Annotated in this window: 16 protein-coding genes; 9 read left to right on the top strand and 7 right to left on the bottom strand. The window is 46.4% G+C overall.

What is annotated here, in order from left to right; translation table 11 throughout:
• Positions 1–20: 20 nt before the first annotated feature.
• The 6 genes from nqrF (at position 21) to dinB (ending at position 5,146) form a co-directional block, all read left to right on the top strand.
• Positions 21–1,277 (top strand): NADH:ubiquinone reductase (Na(+)-transporting) subunit F, encoded by a 1,257-nt coding sequence (nqrF, locus tag L5M18_RS02365; RefSeq protein ID WP_028761565.1) that lies wholly within the window; start codon positions 21–23, stop codon positions 1,275–1,277.
• Between the two features lie 98 nt (positions 1,278–1,375).
• Entirely contained in the window at positions 1,376–2,422 is a 1,047-nt protein-coding gene (locus tag L5M18_RS02360) for an FAD:protein FMN transferase (RefSeq protein WP_131523870.1), read from the top strand.
• 15 nt (positions 2,423–2,437) lie between these two features.
• Positions 2,438–2,662 (top strand): (Na+)-NQR maturation NqrM, encoded by a 225-nt coding sequence (gene nqrM / locus L5M18_RS02355; protein ID WP_105250019.1) that lies wholly within the window; start codon positions 2,438–2,440, stop codon positions 2,660–2,662.
• A 253-nt stretch (positions 2,663–2,915) separates the two neighbouring features.
• Positions 2,916–3,389, top strand: coding sequence for a bacterioferritin (bfr, locus tag L5M18_RS02350; protein ID WP_006080475.1), 474 nt, complete (start codon positions 2,916–2,918; stop codon positions 3,387–3,389).
• Between the two features lie 9 nt (positions 3,390–3,398).
• Complete coding sequence (gene bfr / locus L5M18_RS02345; protein ID WP_011918791.1) at positions 3,399–3,866, top strand: bacterioferritin; 468 nt, start codon at positions 3,399–3,401, stop codon at positions 3,864–3,866.
• Between the two features lie 203 nt (positions 3,867–4,069).
• Positions 4,070–5,146: a DNA polymerase IV gene (gene dinB, locus L5M18_RS02340; RefSeq protein WP_173246435.1), complete on the top strand. Its 1,077-nt coding sequence runs from the start codon at positions 4,070–4,072 to the stop codon at positions 5,144–5,146.
• Positions 5,147–5,190: 44 nt separating this feature from the next.
• On the opposite strand, the gene L5M18_RS02335 is transcribed toward dinB, so the two are convergent.
• Positions 5,191–6,090 carry a LysR family transcriptional regulator gene (locus tag L5M18_RS02335; RefSeq protein WP_028761561.1) on the bottom strand — a complete coding sequence of 300 codons (900 nt, stop codon included), beginning with the start codon at positions 6,088–6,090 and terminating at the stop codon, positions 5,191–5,193.
• 92 nt (positions 6,091–6,182) lie between these two features.
• Here L5M18_RS02335 and L5M18_RS02330 point away from each other — a divergent pair, with 92 nt between their 5' ends.
• Complete coding sequence (locus L5M18_RS02330) at positions 6,183–7,115, top strand: DMT family transporter (protein WP_212600395.1); 933 nt, start codon at positions 6,183–6,185, stop codon at positions 7,113–7,115.
• A gap of 153 nt (positions 7,116–7,268) precedes the next feature.
• Here the strand turns inward: L5M18_RS02330 and L5M18_RS02325 are convergent, their stop codons facing one another.
• The 3 genes from L5M18_RS02325 to L5M18_RS02315 all read right to left on the bottom strand — a co-directional run bounded on the left by L5M18_RS02325 (position 7,269) and on the right by L5M18_RS02315 (position 11,270).
• On the bottom strand, positions 7,269–8,915 hold the full coding sequence (locus L5M18_RS02325; protein ID WP_198572971.1) for a methyl-accepting chemotaxis protein: 1,647 nt from the start codon (positions 8,913–8,915) through the stop codon (positions 7,269–7,271).
• A 95-nt stretch (positions 8,916–9,010) separates the two neighbouring features.
• The gene (locus L5M18_RS02320; protein WP_028761558.1) at positions 9,011–9,565 is read right to left on the bottom strand and encodes a cache domain-containing protein; all 555 of its coding nucleotides are present in this window, start codon (positions 9,563–9,565) and stop codon (positions 9,011–9,013) included.
• A 244-nt stretch (positions 9,566–9,809) separates the two neighbouring features.
• Positions 9,810–11,270 carry an aminoacyl-histidine dipeptidase gene (locus L5M18_RS02315; RefSeq protein WP_028761557.1) on the bottom strand — a complete coding sequence of 487 codons (1,461 nt, stop codon included), beginning with the start codon at positions 11,268–11,270 and terminating at the stop codon, positions 9,810–9,812.
• 219 nt (positions 11,271–11,489) lie between these two features.
• On the opposite strand from L5M18_RS02315, the gene L5M18_RS02310 reads away from it, so the two are divergent.
• Entirely contained in the window at positions 11,490–13,028 is a 1,539-nt protein-coding gene (locus L5M18_RS02310) for a leucyl aminopeptidase family protein (protein ID WP_219250306.1), read from the top strand.
• Between the two features lie 812 nt (positions 13,029–13,840).
• Positions 13,841–14,161 (top strand): hypothetical protein, encoded by a 321-nt coding sequence (locus L5M18_RS02305; protein ID WP_105252983.1) that lies wholly within the window; start codon positions 13,841–13,843, stop codon positions 14,159–14,161.
• A 46-nt stretch (positions 14,162–14,207) separates the two neighbouring features.
• On the opposite strand, the gene L5M18_RS02300 is transcribed toward L5M18_RS02305, so the two are convergent.
• From L5M18_RS02300 to L5M18_RS02290, 3 genes are all read right to left on the bottom strand, one after another.
• Positions 14,208–14,552 (bottom strand): DUF2956 domain-containing protein, encoded by a 345-nt coding sequence (locus L5M18_RS02300; protein ID WP_113939881.1) that lies wholly within the window; start codon positions 14,550–14,552, stop codon positions 14,208–14,210.
• A 114-nt stretch (positions 14,553–14,666) separates the two neighbouring features.
• The gene (locus L5M18_RS02295) at positions 14,667–15,506 is read right to left on the bottom strand and encodes a heme ABC transporter ATP-binding protein (RefSeq protein ID WP_263141638.1); all 840 of its coding nucleotides are present in this window, start codon (positions 15,504–15,506) and stop codon (positions 14,667–14,669) included.
• A 10-nt stretch (positions 15,507–15,516) separates the two neighbouring features.
• A complete protein-coding gene (locus tag L5M18_RS02290; protein ID WP_028761552.1) occupies positions 15,517–16,533 on the bottom strand; it encodes a FecCD family ABC transporter permease in 1,017 nt (338 codons plus the stop codon).
• Positions 16,534–16,576: the final 43 nt, after the last annotated feature.

Below are 16,576 nucleotides of genomic sequence, written 5' to 3'. Positions count from 1 at the left end.
GACCTTCTAAGGATAAGTTAATGGATATTCTTGGTATTTTTAAATCTACTCCGCTCGAGGTTTACCTCGGTGTGAGTATGTTTACTGCTATCGTCCTCATCTTGGTATTAGTGATTTTATTCGCTAAGTCTAAGTTAGTGGCTAGTGGTGACATCACGATCGGCATTAATGACGATCCTGAAAAAGCGATTACAACCGGTGCGGGCGGTAAGTTGTTAGGCGTTTTGGCTAATAGCGGTATCTTCGTATCGAGTGCGTGTGGTGGCGGTGGCTCATGTGGCCAATGTCGCGTGGTGATTAAGTCTGGCGGCGGCGATATTTTGCCAACGGAACTTGACCACATCAGCAAAGGTGATGCCCGTAAAGGTTGTCGTCTTTCTTGTCAGGTTAACGTTAAGAACGATATGGAAATCGAGCTTGACGAAGAAATCTTCGGTATCAAGAAATGGGAATGTGAAGTTATCTCTAACGATAACAAAGCCACTTTCATTAAAGAACTGAAGCTGCAAATTCCTGATGGCGAGTCTGTACCATTCCGTGCTGGCGGTTATATTCAAATCGAAGCACCAGCTCATCATATTAAATATGCAGATTTTGATGTACCTGCACAATACCGTGGCGACTGGGAACACTTCGGTTTCTTCAATCTTGAATCTAAGGTTGATGAAGAAACTATCCGTGCATACTCAATGGCTAACTACCCAGAAGAGTTCGGCATTATTATGCTGAACGTGCGTATTGCTACGCCTCCACCACGTAACTTGACACTGCCTTGCGGTAAGATGTCATCTTACATTTGGAGCTTAAAAGCTGGCGATAAAGTGACAATTTCTGGCCCATTCGGTGAATTCTTCGCGAAAGATACCGATGCAGAAATGGTGTTTATCGGCGGTGGTGCGGGTATGGCGCCAATGCGTTCACATATCTTCGACCAACTGAAGCGTCTTCAGTCTAAACGTAAGATGAGCTTCTGGTACGGTGCACGTTCTAAGCGTGAAATGTTCTACGTAGAAGATTTCGACGGCCTAGCGGCTGAGAATGATAACTTCGTATGGCATGTGGCACTTTCAGATCCTCAACCAGAGGACAACTGGGATGGTTACACAGGTTTTATTCATAACGTATTGTATGAAAACTATCTGAAAAACCATGATGCTCCAGAAGATTGTGAGTTCTACATGTGTGGACCTCCAATGATGAACGCTGCCGTCATTGGTATGTTGAAAAATCTTGGTGTCGAAGACGAAAACATCCTGTTGGATGACTTCGGCGGCTAATGTTCATTAGTCCTAGATAGAAAAGTTGCAGATGTTGAGGTTAACCTTTCATCTGCAACTTTTGCATTTAAGGGCCCAAATAAGAGTAGTAGGTCACTATGTTTCAGACCTTAAAGATCAATACCTCAGCACTAAAGCATTCATTTAACTGGCTAGTCCTCGTGGGACTGGCCTTTTTTGTTTCAGCCTGTTCAAAGCAAAACGAAGTCATTTCGTTGGCCGGCAGCACTATGGGCACGACTTATCACATTAAAGTCGTCCCGAATGAGCAGATGCCGACGGCGCAGTTACTTCAAGCGGAAATTGATTTAGCCCTTGAGCTGGTCAATGACCAGATGTCGACCTATCGGCCTAATTCAGAATTATCCCGTTTCAACCAATTGCCATTGGAGCAAAGCGTTGAAGTCTCACCGGATACCATAAAAGTGGTGCAAGAGGGAATACGTTTATATCAAGTGACGGATAAGGCACTTGATATTACCTTAGGTCCTTTAGTTAATCTGTGGGGGTTTGGACCTGATAAGCGTCCAACGAAAGTTCCGACACAGGCTGATATTGATGCGGCTAAAGCCAAAACAGGGATTAGTGAACTTTCCATTGAAGGTAACCGTCTAAGTAAGCACAACACCCATTTATATGTAGACTTATCATCAATCGCGAAGGGATTTGGGGTTGATAAGATCGCTTCCATTCTTGATAAATACCACGCGACAGGGTATTTAGTTGAAATCGGTGGCGAACTGAGTATCAAAGGTGCCAAAGGTGATGGAAGCTCTTGGCGTGTTGCTATAGAGCAACCGACCAATGATGGCTCTGAAGCCGTACAGCAGGTTATTGCACCTGGTACTATGGCGATGGCGACCTCTGGTGACTATCGTAATTATTATGAAGAAGACGGCCAACGTTTTACGCATATAATCGATCCGCGTACTGGTTTGCCGATAAATCATAAGTTAGCATCCGTGACTGTATTGCATCAAAATTGTATGACGGCCGACGGTTTTGCGACGGCCATGATGGTTTTGGGCACAGAAGCATCATTGGAGCTTGCCAAGAAGGAACACTTGGCGATAATGCTAATCGAAAAGCAAGGCGACGGATTTAAGGTCTATTACAGCGACGCCTTCAAGCCTTTCCTTATTTAGTTTTTGGAGTAAACCATGACCTCTTTTATCGCGGCATTTGTGATCTTGTTAGTCTTCTTTTTGCTCATGTCGATTGGTTATCTCATCAAGCGCAAAGCCGTTGAAGGAAGTTGTGGCGGTTTAGGTGTTCTAGGGATTGAAAAAGCGTGTGATTGTGATGACCCTTGTGACAAACGTAAACGTCGTATGGCCGCTGAAGAAGCGCGTCGTGAAAAGTTAACGAAAGACCGCATTATCTAAATAGTCTTGATTCGATCATAGCCTCCGATTTAGGGGGCTATTTTTTTGCCTCGTATTTTCTTACACGGGTTAATCATTTGAGATTTATCCTTGGGATTAGAGTGGGATAGCAAGTTAATCTAAGCTGGAATGAGAATGCTTTTCATCATTAAGTGAGTGAAATATAAAGATAATTTGAGTTGGTCGATAAATTGTACTAGGCTAGAAGCTTGATTTAGATCAATCTTTTCACGCTTACCAAGGATAGTAACTTATGAAAGGTCATCCTAAAGTGGTTGGGCAACTGAATCGGGTGCTTACCTGTGAGTTGACCGCCATCAATCAATATTTCCTCCATGCCCGCATGTTTAAACATTGGGGCTTAGAGAAGTTAAACCACGTCGAATACAAAAAATCCATCCAAGATATGAAGCATGCCGATAAGCTCATCGAGCGAGTGCTGTTTTTGGAAGGTCTGCCGAATCTGCAACAACTCGAAAAACTTCGCATTGGTGAACATAGCCAAGAGATGCTCGACTGCGATCTGGCCATGGTGCAAGAGCAGCTTACATTGCTGCGTGATGCGATCAGCTTGTGTGAAGCCGAACAGGACTATGTGAGCCGCGATCTGCTGGAAGATATTCTCGAAGACGAAGAAGAGCACTTAGATTGGCTCGAGTCGCAGCAAGAGCTCATTACGCTAACCGGTATTCAAAATTATCTACAATCGCAAATTAGCGACCAATAGGAGCAAGATATGAAAGGCGATAAAGACGTTATCGATGCGTTAAATCGACTCCTAACGGGAGAACTCTCGGCAATGGATCAGTATTTTGTCCATGCCCATATGTACGAAGATTGGGGCCTGAATGAACTCTATGAGCGTATCGCCCATGAGTCAGATGATGAGAAAGCCCATGCAGCCAAATTAGTGCAGCGCATTTTATTCCTCGAAGGTACACCCAATGTTGCCGCCCGTGAGGCATTGAACATAGGTAAAGATGTAGAAGAGATGCTACGTAATGATCTCGCCTACGAATACAAGGTCGCGGACGATTTGCGCAAAGTGATTGCACTGTGTGAGCAGAAGCAAGATTACCAGACACGTGAAATCCTTGAAGTATTACTCGACGATACAGAGTCTGACCATATGTATTGGCTCGAAAAACAACTTGGGCTTATCGACCGTGTTGGGCTGCAAAACTACCTGCAAACTAAGATGTGAGCCTTAGATTGTTAGGTTGAGTAAATACCTAGGCCACTGAGTGTAATGGCCTAGGAAACTCAGTTATTAAGCATGTCTGTTGTTCCTCACACTTGTCTTGTTCTCTTTTTCAGCGCTAGGCCACATCTTATTGGCCCCAAATCTATCAGGAATACTTGATTACTGTTTTTATATACAGTATTTTGGCGTTGGAGGAATTCAACGTGCGAAAAATTATTCATATCGATATGGACTGCTATTTTGCTGCAGTGGAAATGCGCGACTTTCCTGAGTACCGTGGCAAGCCTTTAGCCGTGGGTGGCAGTAGCGACCGTCGCGGTGTTATCAGTACTTGCAGTTACGAGGCACGTAAATTCGGTGTACGTTCAGCAATGGCAACGGCTTATGCCTTTAAGTTGTGCCCTGAGCTGATTTTAGTACCAGGCCGGATGCAGGTTTACAAAGAAGTGTCGCTACAAATTCGTGAAATATTTTCTCGCTATACCCAATTAATTGAGCCGCTTTCCTTAGATGAAGCTTATTTGGATGTGAGTGAGTGCCAACAATATAAGGGCTCTGCGACCTTGATTGCCCAAGCGATTCGTCGCGATATCTTAGCCGAAACGGGTTTAACCGCATCGGCTGGTATCGCACCAGTAAAATTTTTAGCTAAGGTCGCCTCGGATCTGAACAAGCCAAACGGCCAATATGTCATTACGCCAGAGACGCTTTCTGAGTTTGTTAAGACCTTATCGCTGCGTAAAATTCCCGGTGTTGGTAAAGTCACCGCAGAAAAGCTCTCTTTGCTCGGGCTCAATACCTGTGGTGATGTGCAAGCTTATTCTAAACCTGAGCTCTTAGCGCGATTCGGTAAGTTTGGTGGTGTGTTGATTGAGCGTTCCCAAGGCATAGATGAACGGGGGATTTCTGCCGACAGAGAGCGCAAATCAGTGGGGGTTGAAACCACATTAGCAAAGGATATTTATAGCTTAGAGCAGTGCCAGCAGGTGATGCCGAGTTTGATCCAAGAACTGTCGTTGCGTTTAAGTCGCAGTGCTAAGGAACGCAAAATACATAAACAGGTGGTCAAACTTAAGTTTAACGATTTCAAGCAGACTACAATTGAGCACCGCAGCGATGAAGTCTCGATTGTAATGTTCTATGAGCTACTCGCACAGGCTATGGAAAGGCAAGAAGGCCGCGGCATTCGTCTATTGGGGATTTCAGTTGGCCTTACTGATTCTACTCTTGTCGTCGCCACAAGCTTAAACGGCCAGACTCAGCTGGATTTAGCACTCTAGCCGTTTATTGAGTCGATAAGCCGCAGACTCATGCCTGCATTGGCTCAATAAGCCTCGGGTGGATTCGCCAACATAAAATCAATTAACAGTCTGACCCGTAAGGGCAGGTTGTCCCGATCGCGATACATCAAGTAGGCGGTGCGCGGAATACCTTGCCACTCGGGCAGTATTTGAATGAGTTTGCCACTTCGTATCTGTTCACTCGCCATGCTGATGGGTATGAGTCCAATCCCAAGCCCCGCCACCACGGCCTGACAGGCAATCGCCATATCATCGACGGCTAGTTTGATATTCCCCCTTGGTTCAAACTCGACATTTTGCCCTGTGCTATTGTGCTGTAAACGCCACGTTTTTGTGGGCTTGGCGATGATAACCGGATGCTGATCCAGCTCTTCAATGGATTGCAGCGCATGCCACTGCGTTGCCGATGTGCTGGTGCAAAGTACAAAGCTAATCGTGGTAAGTGGCCTTGCAATCCAATCGGGATCTTTAGGTTCGCCCACTCGAAAGGCGATATCGATGGCGTTTTCACTGACATCGATATTCATGTTCGACAGACTTAAATCGATATCAATATTGGGATAATGCCGTTGGAAGGCGTTGAGTGATTCACCTAGCCAGCGATAGGTTGTATTGATGGGCGCCGAGATCCGCAATTTGCCAACCGCTTGATGTTTATCCGCATGCAACTCACCAGATACCTGGTTTAACTCGATAAATAGCGGGCCGCAGCGTTCGAGATACCGCTGACCTGTGGCGGTAAGGTTGACTCTATGGGCGTCTCTGTGCAGTAAACGCAGACCTAAGGATTGTTCTAACAGATTGATTCGACGGCTTAAGGTTGAAGGTGGAATGCCTAAGTGCTGCGCCGCGAGCTTAAAACTCCCTTGCTGTGCCACCACCCAAAATAAGCGCATATCGTCTAAGGAATAATTAAGTTTCATATTTGGAATTTAAGCTCTCAATCTTGTTGGTTTTAATAATATATGAAACTTATAAACTAAGCTCAATCCCAATTACCTCCCTAGAGGCCGATATGAAATCCCATACACCTTACATGACATTCGTTTGTCTACTGATTTGCGTTTTTAGCTGGGGCAGTGTGTTTCCGATTGCTAAGCGAGTGCTGGAGGAGATGTCAGGAGAGTCCCTCGTCTTCTGGCGTTTTACCATTGCGGCTGTGACTCTAGCGTTATATATCGTTTTTACTCGTCAGGCTTGGCCCAAATTGAGTTTGGTGCAATATATTGTCATAGCGTTAGTGGGTGTGATTGGTGTGGGCGGCTTAAATCTGGCGTTATTTAATGGCCTGCAGCATACCTCTGCTGCCAATGGTGCCTTGATTATGGCGCTCAGCCCGCTGGTGACTTCAATCGTCAATGCGCTATTACAGCGTGAATGGCTCAGCAGACAACAAGTGTTTAGCTTAGTGGGTGGATTGGCGGGCGTACTGCTAGTGATCACCAACGGTAGTGTGCAGCAGTTGCTCAACTTTAGTTTTAACCAAGGTGATGTGATGATTGCCGCCGGCATGTTGGCGTGGAGTGGTTATACCATTTGTTCGCAACGGGTCGGCCATTGGTTGCCTGTGTTGCCCTTTACCTTGCTGAGTATGATAGCTGCCAGTGTGTCTATGTCCGTGGTTGGGCTTGGCCGAGGTGAGTTTCACCCTTGGCTGGAGTTGATGGAACTGTCGGCAACGGCTTTTTCTAGCGTGCTCTACATAGGTTTGTTCGCCACTGTGCTCGGTTATCTGTTTTGGATTAACGGTGTTAAGGCGCTTGGCCCCGCTAAGGCATCGATTTTTTTTAATCTCGTGCCCGTTTTTGCAGCATTAACGGCGTTAGCCATGGGGCAGGCGGTGACGGAAATTCAATTGGTAGGGATGCTGATAGTGATCCTTGCGTTGATGTTACCTATGTTAGTCAACTTACGCGCGGCAAGAGGCTTAGTGGTTAAGCGCTGCTAATCGGTGCTAGCTTTGCTGTTTAAATATAAGGGAGCACCTGAATTCAGATAATCACTGCGACAGGTTTATGCTCCCTTATTCGTTTGAGGGGACCTTTCAAACATCACTGATTTACAAAAGGTAACTTATATAAAAGCTTTCACTCTCAACAAATTACAGTTTAAAGCGGCTGACCAGCGCAGTGAGATTACTCGCCATTGACGAGAGTTGTACGCTTGCTGCGTAGATTTCATCAGTGGTTCGTAGACTCTCCTCCGACTGTTCGGCAATGTGTTGAATATTTTGATGGCTCTCATTGGCCATAGTGGTTTGCGCTTTGGCTGCGAGGGCGATTTGATTGTTCATCTCACTAATTTGGCTCACCATTTCTGCAATATGCGCTAAGGCTTCACCGGCATTACTGGCGGCTTCTACGCTTGAGATAGCCTTTTCATTACCGATATTAATCGCCGCCACAGCGCTTTGAGTGCCATTTTGCACATTGGCGATCATTAATTTAATTTCTTCGGTGGATTGGTGAGTCTTAGAGGCAAGGGATCGCACTTCATCGGCAACCACTGCAAACCCGCGTCCTTGTTCGCCTGCTCGCGCCGCTTCAATTGCGGCGTTAAGGGCTAATAGATTCGTCTGTTCGGCAATGGCTTGAATCACCTCAAGCACGCGGCCGATATGTTGGCCTTCCTGTTCGAGTTTATTGATCTGCATTTCTGCCGTGCCTACATCTCCCGCAAGTTCACGAATCACATTGATGGTTTTTTTCACTCTTGCCTGACCGTCGGCGGTAAATACGTCGGCTTGTTTAGCGGCATCGGCGGCATGACTGGCACTGACTGATACTTCTTGCACTGATGCGGCAATATGATCGCTGGCATCGGCGATTCTGTGGGTTGCAGCTTGTTGATCCATCAAGGTATGTTTTGCTGATGCGCTGGTTTTGGCTAGACCTTCGGCAGCGGTGTTGAGCTCTGATGTAGACTGTTTAAATTGCGAGATAATACCGTGTAAGTTATCGAGAAAATGATTGAATGCCTTGGCGAGATCACCAAGCTCGTCTTTAGAGGTTAAGTGGACTCGTTCGGTCAAATCGCCATCACCATCGGTAATGTCGTGGATTTTTGCGAGTAAAACCGCCAGCGGTTTGCTGATGAGTTTAGGCAGTGCAACGATAAAGAGTATACAGATCAAGAGACTGATGGCTAAGGCAATTAACTGCATCTGTTGTCCATGATTGGCATCATCATCTACTTGGGCTATCGCTGCGGTAGTATTACTATTTAAATCATTGATTAAATGATTAATGTTCTGGTGTAGTTGCTCGAATTGCGTTGCTGCTTGACCGAAACTAAGATCAATCGCCGTCGTTCTACCGTTACGGCCATTTTGGGTGCGTTGATTACTGATTTCTGTGGTTGTCGCTCGCCAAGTATCGAAACTGTGATTCAACTCATTGAGCTTATCTTTAGCGATGGGACTTGTGGTCACATCGGCAAATTTATCAATATGTTCTTTAACCAGAGAGATACTATTAGTGTGCTGCTTTAAAAGGTCGTTGTAAGAGTCTGTGCCCACGTTAACAAACATCAGGCTGCGCTCGGCCACTTGAGCTTGATAAAGCTCTTTATCGGCCTGTAGGAGTTCAGATTGGCTAGGTAAGTATTCAAGCGCGAGTGTATTCGCGCTGTGATTTAAGGCTTTGAGTCCTAAAATGCCAGTTGAAGAGGCGAAGATGACTACGCCGGCGAGTAGCAGACTCGGATAAGTCAGTTTCTGATTAACGGATAGATCTTTATACCATTCCATAGTCACGCCCTCCTTGATTGATGCACTGAAAAGGTGAGAGCCGCAATAACCTCTGTGGTAAGAGGATGCAGCCCATCACTGGCGTTCTCTGGCAATTAGAGTCCAAATTGATCTAGGTTGATCCCAATCGTGATAGCACCAATTGCAGCATCGCCATCCATCACTGGAATAGAAATTTGTACTAGATAGGCTTGGGAGCTCTCGTCAAACTTGACCGGACCTATGTGTTTATCACCTTTGCCATTGGCAAAGGATTTTTGCCATTTATCTTCATCACCCTGCCAATAATCTGAAGTTTTACTGATCATAGCGACGTTCGCGCCTTGATTATCCATGAGGAAAATTTCTTGGTAGTAAGGTTTGCTGGCTTCGAAGGTCGTGAGAAACTTGGCCGCTTCGTTGTTCATCAGGGATGACATAAAGTCATCAATACCTGCGGTGGCAATCCATTTTTCATCTAATGTTTTGATTGAATCTAAGCTTTTGCCTTGGGCATTTTGCGCTTTAACGGCATTCACCAGTACCACTTCTCTGCCTAATGGCATCAGTGAATCGGCTAGGTCGATAACGGCTTTGGGGACTTCTTCGGCGAAACTGAGGTTACTGCTGAGCAGTAGTGCGGCGGCTGACAAGATTTTACCAAATTTCATGATCTCTATTCCTTAAGGTCACAGTATTGAAGGGGAAAGCGGTTATCTCTAAAAGCGCGATAAGCAAAAATACGTTAGGGTCAGACAGAACAACTATAGTAGAAAATTCAAGTTATTCAGTTCTTTCATAAAAGTTTTATCGATGGCATTTTTTCACAAATAGAATCCGCGGTAAAAAATAAGGCCACATCTGACTTGAGCAGATGTGGCCTTGAATTGAGTGAGCTAGGGTAAGGTTAGAGCATTAAGCCTTGACTGGAATGCGCTCGAGTACGGCTAATAATAATGTCCAATATTGGCCGACTGTGGTGATGTTTACCATTTCGTCTGGACCGTGTGGATAGCGAATGGTGGGACCAATCGAGACCATGTCCATGTCTGGATAGGGTTTCTTGAATAGGCCACACTCGAGACCCGCATGGATCACCATGATCACTGGCTCTTTGTGGTAAATGTCTTGATAGGTTTCGCGCACTATCGCCATTACAGGTGAGCTGTTATCTGGCTTCCAGCCTGGGTAAGCACCGCTTAAATCGATATCGGCTCCGGCTAAGTTGGTCAGCGCAGTTAACATGCCTTCGACTTGAGTACGGCCAGAATCGATCAGCGAGCGGATAAGGCACAGGATAGTGACTTCTTCATCGTTAGTGCTGATAACGCCAACGTTGAGCGAGGTTTCAGTCACACCTTCGACTTCATCACTCATGCGGATCACGCCGTTCGGGCACACATGCAGCAAATCGATCAGGGTATTTTGGCTGTTTTCGCTCATCACACGTTTTGGCGTTGGGATAGTGTTTAACACTAAACGCATATCGGGATCGGCAATGGCGAGTTCGGTGCGGATAAGCGCTTCAAACTCAGCGACTTTTTCGTTTAAGGCGCTGACGTTTTCTTCTGGCAACATAAAGCTGATGTTGGCTTCCCGTGGGATCGCATTACGCAGTGAACCGCCGCTAAATTGGGTCAACTCCAACGCTAAATCATCTGCGTTTTCAAAGAGGAAACGCGCCAATAGCTTGTTGGCATTGCCACGACCTAAGTGAATGTTCACCCCAGAGTGACCCCCTTTTAAGCCAGATAAGTGCAGGCTAAAGGCTGAGTAACTTTGCTCAGAGGCTTGCCACACCATAGGCAGGGTGATTTGAGCATCAACGCCACCGGCGCAGCCCATGTAGATTTCACCTTCTTGCTCTGAGTCGGTATTGATCAGAATATCAGCGTCTAACATGCCAGCCTGTAAACCGAAGGCGCCTGTCATGCCCGCTTCTTCATCTATCGTCAGCAGCACTTCTAATGGACCGTGCTTGATATCATCAGAGCCTAAAATGGCTAAAGCCGATGCCATGCCAATACCGTTATCTGAACCTAAGGTTGTACCCTTGGCTTTAACCCAATCGCCATCGACATAAGCTTCGATAGGATCTTTAGTAAAATCATGCACTTTATCGGCATTTTTTTGTGGCACCATATCGATATGAGCTTGAATAACCACTATTTTACGATCTTCCATACCCGGCGTCGCAGGTTTACGGATGATCAAGTTGCCAACGGCATCCTCAACGACGGCAAGTTGTTTGCTTTTAGCCCACGCTTGAATGTGCTGGCTTAAGGCTTGCTCATGCTTAGATGGATGGGGAATCGCGCAAATTTGTTCGAACCATTGCCATAATGGCTGCGGGTATAACTGACTTAAGGCTGTCACTTGAGTGTCCCTCATAAGGTCTTGTGGGTATAGGGCAAATTTGCGGCCATTCTACCACATTCTGTGCAGCCAAATAATCTCAGCGTCACAGGCTTTTGGTGAGCTGGCAGCCAAAGTTTCCAGTTCGATTTTTTCTGGGAGTGTCGGTACCACTTTTAGATTGGTAATTAAGCGATAGAGCGGGAATAATGCAGGCACAATAATGAAAAAGGATGGGTCATGTTTCAAGTTAACTTCGTTGATGTAAAAGCAGAAAATGCCATTTTTGATGGTGAAGGCTGGGATGCGGTTGTGGTGGTGACGCCCGATCTGGATTCTATCGGTTTTGATGAGATAGGTTTATTGGCTCAGCACGGTGCCCACGTGGATAAGCGCGTGGGTAAGAGCCCGACATTACTGTTTGCCCCAGGGCTTGCGGGAGGGCGTTTGATCATTGCCCCTGTCACCCAAGTGAATGACGAGTATGTGGACGTGCGAGTCTATGCCAATGCTGCAAGGGCTGCGATTGCCATTGCAAAAGACGCAGGCGCAAAACGTCCATTGTTATATGTAGTGCCATCGAAGGACTCACGTTTTAGTTTTGCCTCTGAAGTCGCAGCATTAGCCTGCGGTCAAGAACTGTGGCAAACCTTAGAGCTGCGTGAAGCGACTGGCTTAACGCCTGCATTTGAGGCCATAGGGTTATTATCTTCATCAACCCATAACAGCAATTTGCTCAATGCCTTAGAAGCTGGCCGCCTATTAGCGCGGGATTTGTGTGGTACTGAACCTGAGCGCATGTCGGCTAAAGCCTTTGCCGATTATTGTCTGCAATCCTTAGCGGGCAGCGTGATCAAAACCGCAGTGGTAGAAGATAGAGATATTTTAGAGCGTGATTATCCGCTACTCAGCGCCGTGGCGCGTTCTTCTTTTGCCGTCGGTCGTCATCAGCCTCGCGTGGTGAAACTAGAGTATCTGCCGGAGGGTCAAGTGACTCGCACTTTCCTGTTTGCGGGTAAGGGCGTGATTTACGATACCGGCGGCGCCGATCTGAAAGTCGGCGGCGCTATGGCGGGTATGAGTCGTGATAAAGGCGGCGCTTCTGCCGTGGCGGGTTTATTTAAAACTCTGTCAATGCTAAAGCCTAAAGGTATTCGAGTGATTGCCGAGTTAGGTTTAGTGCGTAACAGCATAGGCAGCGAAGCCTTCGTGACCGATGAAATTATTACGAGCCATGCGGGTGTGCGGGTACGAATTGGTAATACGGATGCTGAAGGGCGCTTAGTGCTGGCGGATTTACTGAGCCATTTACGCATCAAAGCCGTGTCGGCAGTGAAGCCTGAGATGTTTTCGGTAGCAACACTCACAGGTCATGTCGTGCGTTGTTATGGCAGCTATCCCGCGGCGGTGGAAAACTCAGTGGCGAGTTCACAGCAATGCGCTGTCACTTTACAACAGCAGGCGACTCAATGGGGCGAACCCTTTGAAGTGTCTACATTACGCCCTGAAGACTTCGCTAAGATCCGCGATGTGTCAGGCGCTGCTGAAATATTATCTTCCAATAATGCGCCATCATCGATTACCGCCCGTGGACATCAATATCCCGCGGCGTTTTTACTGAAAGCGTCGGGGCTATTTGACCATGGTGTAACAGCCCCTATTCCATTGGCTTACATACACTTAGATATCGCAGGCAGTGCAACAGAAGGTGATCCGCTCTACGGCAAACCTACAGCGAGTCCGCTGGTGGGCTTGTATCAATATCTGATCAATCGCTAACGATTTGTGGTAACAAATAGAAATAATTCTGTAATATCTTACTTATTAGATGTTTACAGGACTATTTCTGTTTTTATGTGAAGCAGATCGCCATTAACCCCACTATGATTGTGTAATTTAATTACATTAAAAAGCGTTAATTAAAAAAAATACAAATAAAGGTTGTAATAAAACTACAAATCCATATAATTGCTTTCGTGGATTAGGCACTACGCCTTTCCTCTCTAGTCTATCCAGGATGGATATTTTTCTCCAAGGACCCGAGTGACAAGTCGTCTCAACGGATTTGAGAATCTCTAGTTCCAAGGAACCGAGCCAAGCTTCACTAGAGCACTTAATCACAACTAATTTAGGAGTATTGACTATGTCTTATACAGGCAACAACCATTTTTATTGGCAGAACACTTGGTTCAACACTGATGTTTTGCGTGGCGGTTTATTCGCCATGAGCTTTAAGGCCTAACCCTCCTTAAAGTTTGAGTTTCCATCATCCATCAACCTTTGTATCGCCTTTTTTGGCGTGTTTAGACTCAAGTAGCACATTGATGTTTTTGCATGAATATGCCTGGTTTTTCCCGCTAGCGCGGTAATGTACTTCCCCGAAAGGGACGCTTGAAATATGTCTTTGCCTGCTCATTGAGCAGGCTTTTTTTTGTCTTTTTTTCGCTTAAGCATTTAACGGTTTTGCCTGATGGCAATGAGCGTAAACGGTTCGTTTTAGAAGTGATGCGGTATGGACAACAAATGGATAAGGGGTTCAATATACAAGCTATCGGCCTATCGCTTGTGCACTTGTTACTCAGGGACTGTTTATGGACACTAAGCTGTTTTTTCAAAATGGTAAGTTAACACTGGATATCAACCCCAGTGAGATGCGAATGTCGCATTGGGTTTATGCGCCAGTGTTAATCAATACTGAAACGGCGGAAGTGCTTTTTGATTTATCAGGGAAGGGCTGGGATTTTCGGTCTGCAGAAGAAAATGGTGATGACATCATTTTAAAACTTGCCCGTTATCCTGATGCGAACAACGTATTTAGGCTCGTTCTGAATATATCAAAAGACCGAGCAAGCCTTAACGGTAATATTTTTTCAATTAATGATGTGTGTAAGGTATTAGAGGATATTGCCTAACAAGTGATATATGGATGTCTTAATTTTTATATATAAATCATAGCTTTTAATCTGCAAAGATATATGTGGCAAACCCTACCCAACTTAATAGTAAAAGCGTTATGGCAATCCAAGTCGCGGTGGTGAACTGACGTTGAGATTCGAATAACTCGTCTGAATCCTCTAGTTCATCAGTGTCATTAACTGTGCGAGATTTTGCTCTCAACTGTTGTTTACGTGCTTTATCCCGTTCGCGAGCTTTGGCTTTTTGCAGCTTTTTATATTCAGCTATGCCTTTTTCAATCCCTTGGGCAATGAGTTTAGTTTGCTCTTTGGTTTGGCCCGGCTTTTGGGTGGCTTTGGCTGCGACTAGTGCTTCTTGTTGAGTTTCTGTCGAGATAGTGGGTTTCATCTGGGCTCTGCCTAAATTAATGCGGCTGTGGCTAAAAGGTGATAGCTAAAGTGTAAACGCAGCGATTATACCCACATTAGACCTCAAAAACGTAAGATGAATATCTTCTTTCCATTAAAAAATCAGTGGGTGTCCACCCTGTGGGGCGGGGATATATACGGGCTCGTAGTCCCATACTTCCCTAATGGTATCAACCGACAGTGCATCGGATGGCTTGCCTTCACTGACTATTCGCCCTTGTTTTAACACAATTAATTGATCGCTATAGCGCGCTGCTTGGTTTAAGTCATGCAGTACCACTATTACAGTGTAGCCTTGTTGGTGAGCTAAGTTTTGGGCTAATTCAAGTACTCTGTGCTGCTGGGCAAGATCCAACGCCGATGTTGGTTCATCCAGTAATAGTACGGGTGGAAACGGCGATTGCCTGAGTTGAGTTAAGACTCTGGCGAGTTGGACTCGCTGTTTCTCGCCGCCTGAGAGGGTTGGATAGCTGCGCTTAGCCAGATGGGTTAAGCCCACTTGCGCCAGTTGCTCGGCAACTAACGCATCTCCTTCTATCTTACTGATGGTTAAGGGATATAAGCCCATTGCTACGACTTCTGACACAGTGAAGGGAAAGGTGAGACTGGCGTGTTGCGGCAGTACAGCTAAGGATTTTGCCAGCTCGCTCCTAGGCCAATCCGCCAGTTGGCTATGGCCTAGCCGTATACTTTGCCTTGGTGTGCTGATTTCTTGGCAAAGGGCTTTAAGCAGGGTGGATTTACCCGCACCATTTGGGCCGAGTAGGGCTGTTACTGCACCCGATTGAAACTGTACATTAATATCACTGAGCACGGTTTTTGGACCGATGTTGACATCGAGCTGACAAATGCTGAGCTGGGTGCGATCAAATTGCGCCTTGGCTGAATAAGTTGTCGATTGTGATGGTTGATTTGCAAAGGATGTTGCAGCCATAAAAACTCGCTTAGATTAGCTTACTGCGCTGTTGCAGTAGTAAAAAGATGAAGAAAGGCGCACCGATGAGCGCGGTGACGAGTCCAACGGGTAACTCGGCAGGCGGTAAAAAAGCGCGCGCGCCGATATCGGCCAATGCCAATAGGGCTGCACCTAAAAGTGCGCTGATGGGCAGCAGTTGGCGATGATCTGGGCCTAACATCATGCGCACTAAATGCGGCACGACGAGGCCGATAAAGCCGATAATTCCTGTTGCAGCTACACTTACGCCAACCCCTAAGGCGCAAAGCAAAATAAGCCTAAGTTTGAGCCTATCGACATCTATCCCTAAGTGGCGTGCTTCGGATTCGCCAAGCAGCAAGGCATTAAGTGCCGCCGCATCTTGGTGGAATCGCCAACTCAGTAGCGCTAAGGTCACAAGACACAGACTGACATATAGCCACTGCGCACCTGCAATCGATCCCATTTGCCATAGGGTTAAGTCACGTAGCGCCATGTCGTTGGCAAGATATGTGAGAACACCTATTCCTGCGCCTGCCAGCGCAGCTATGGCAACACCCGACAAAAGTAATAATACGACCGATGTACCTGTTGGGCTGCTGGCGAGTCGGTAGACGATAAGGGTGGTCACTAATCCCGATGCAAACGCACTGATGGGGATCATCAACGGATTCGCGTTGGGTAACAGCACGATACAGATGGCTGCGCCAAGTGCTGCGCCGGATGACACTCCGATAATACCGGGATCCGCTAAGGGATTGCGAAAAAGCCCCTGCATTACCGCGCCGCACTGTGCGAGCGTAGCGCCTACTGCTAACGCCAGTAATGTCCGTGGTAAGCGCACATTGTTGATTACTAGTTGCTCGTGGGGCGCAATATTGCCGATATTTTGCTGGGTAGCCCAATTGAACACTGCATTTAGGGCGTCGACAAAGCTGATGCTAACAGGGCCAGTGCTGACCGAGAGTAAGCCGCTTAGGGCTAACAGTGTGACTAGACTCGGCCAGAGCCAGCGGTTGAGGAACATCTCAAATATCCTTTCTATTTTTATCTGGGGTTAATTAGTGCTA

Source organism: Shewanella sp. SM20 (genome assembly GCF_025654545.1).
Taxonomy (GTDB): Bacteria; Pseudomonadota; Gammaproteobacteria; order Enterobacterales; family Shewanellaceae; genus Shewanella; species Shewanella oncorhynchi.
This window is presented reverse-complemented; position numbering and strand designations above follow the sequence as displayed.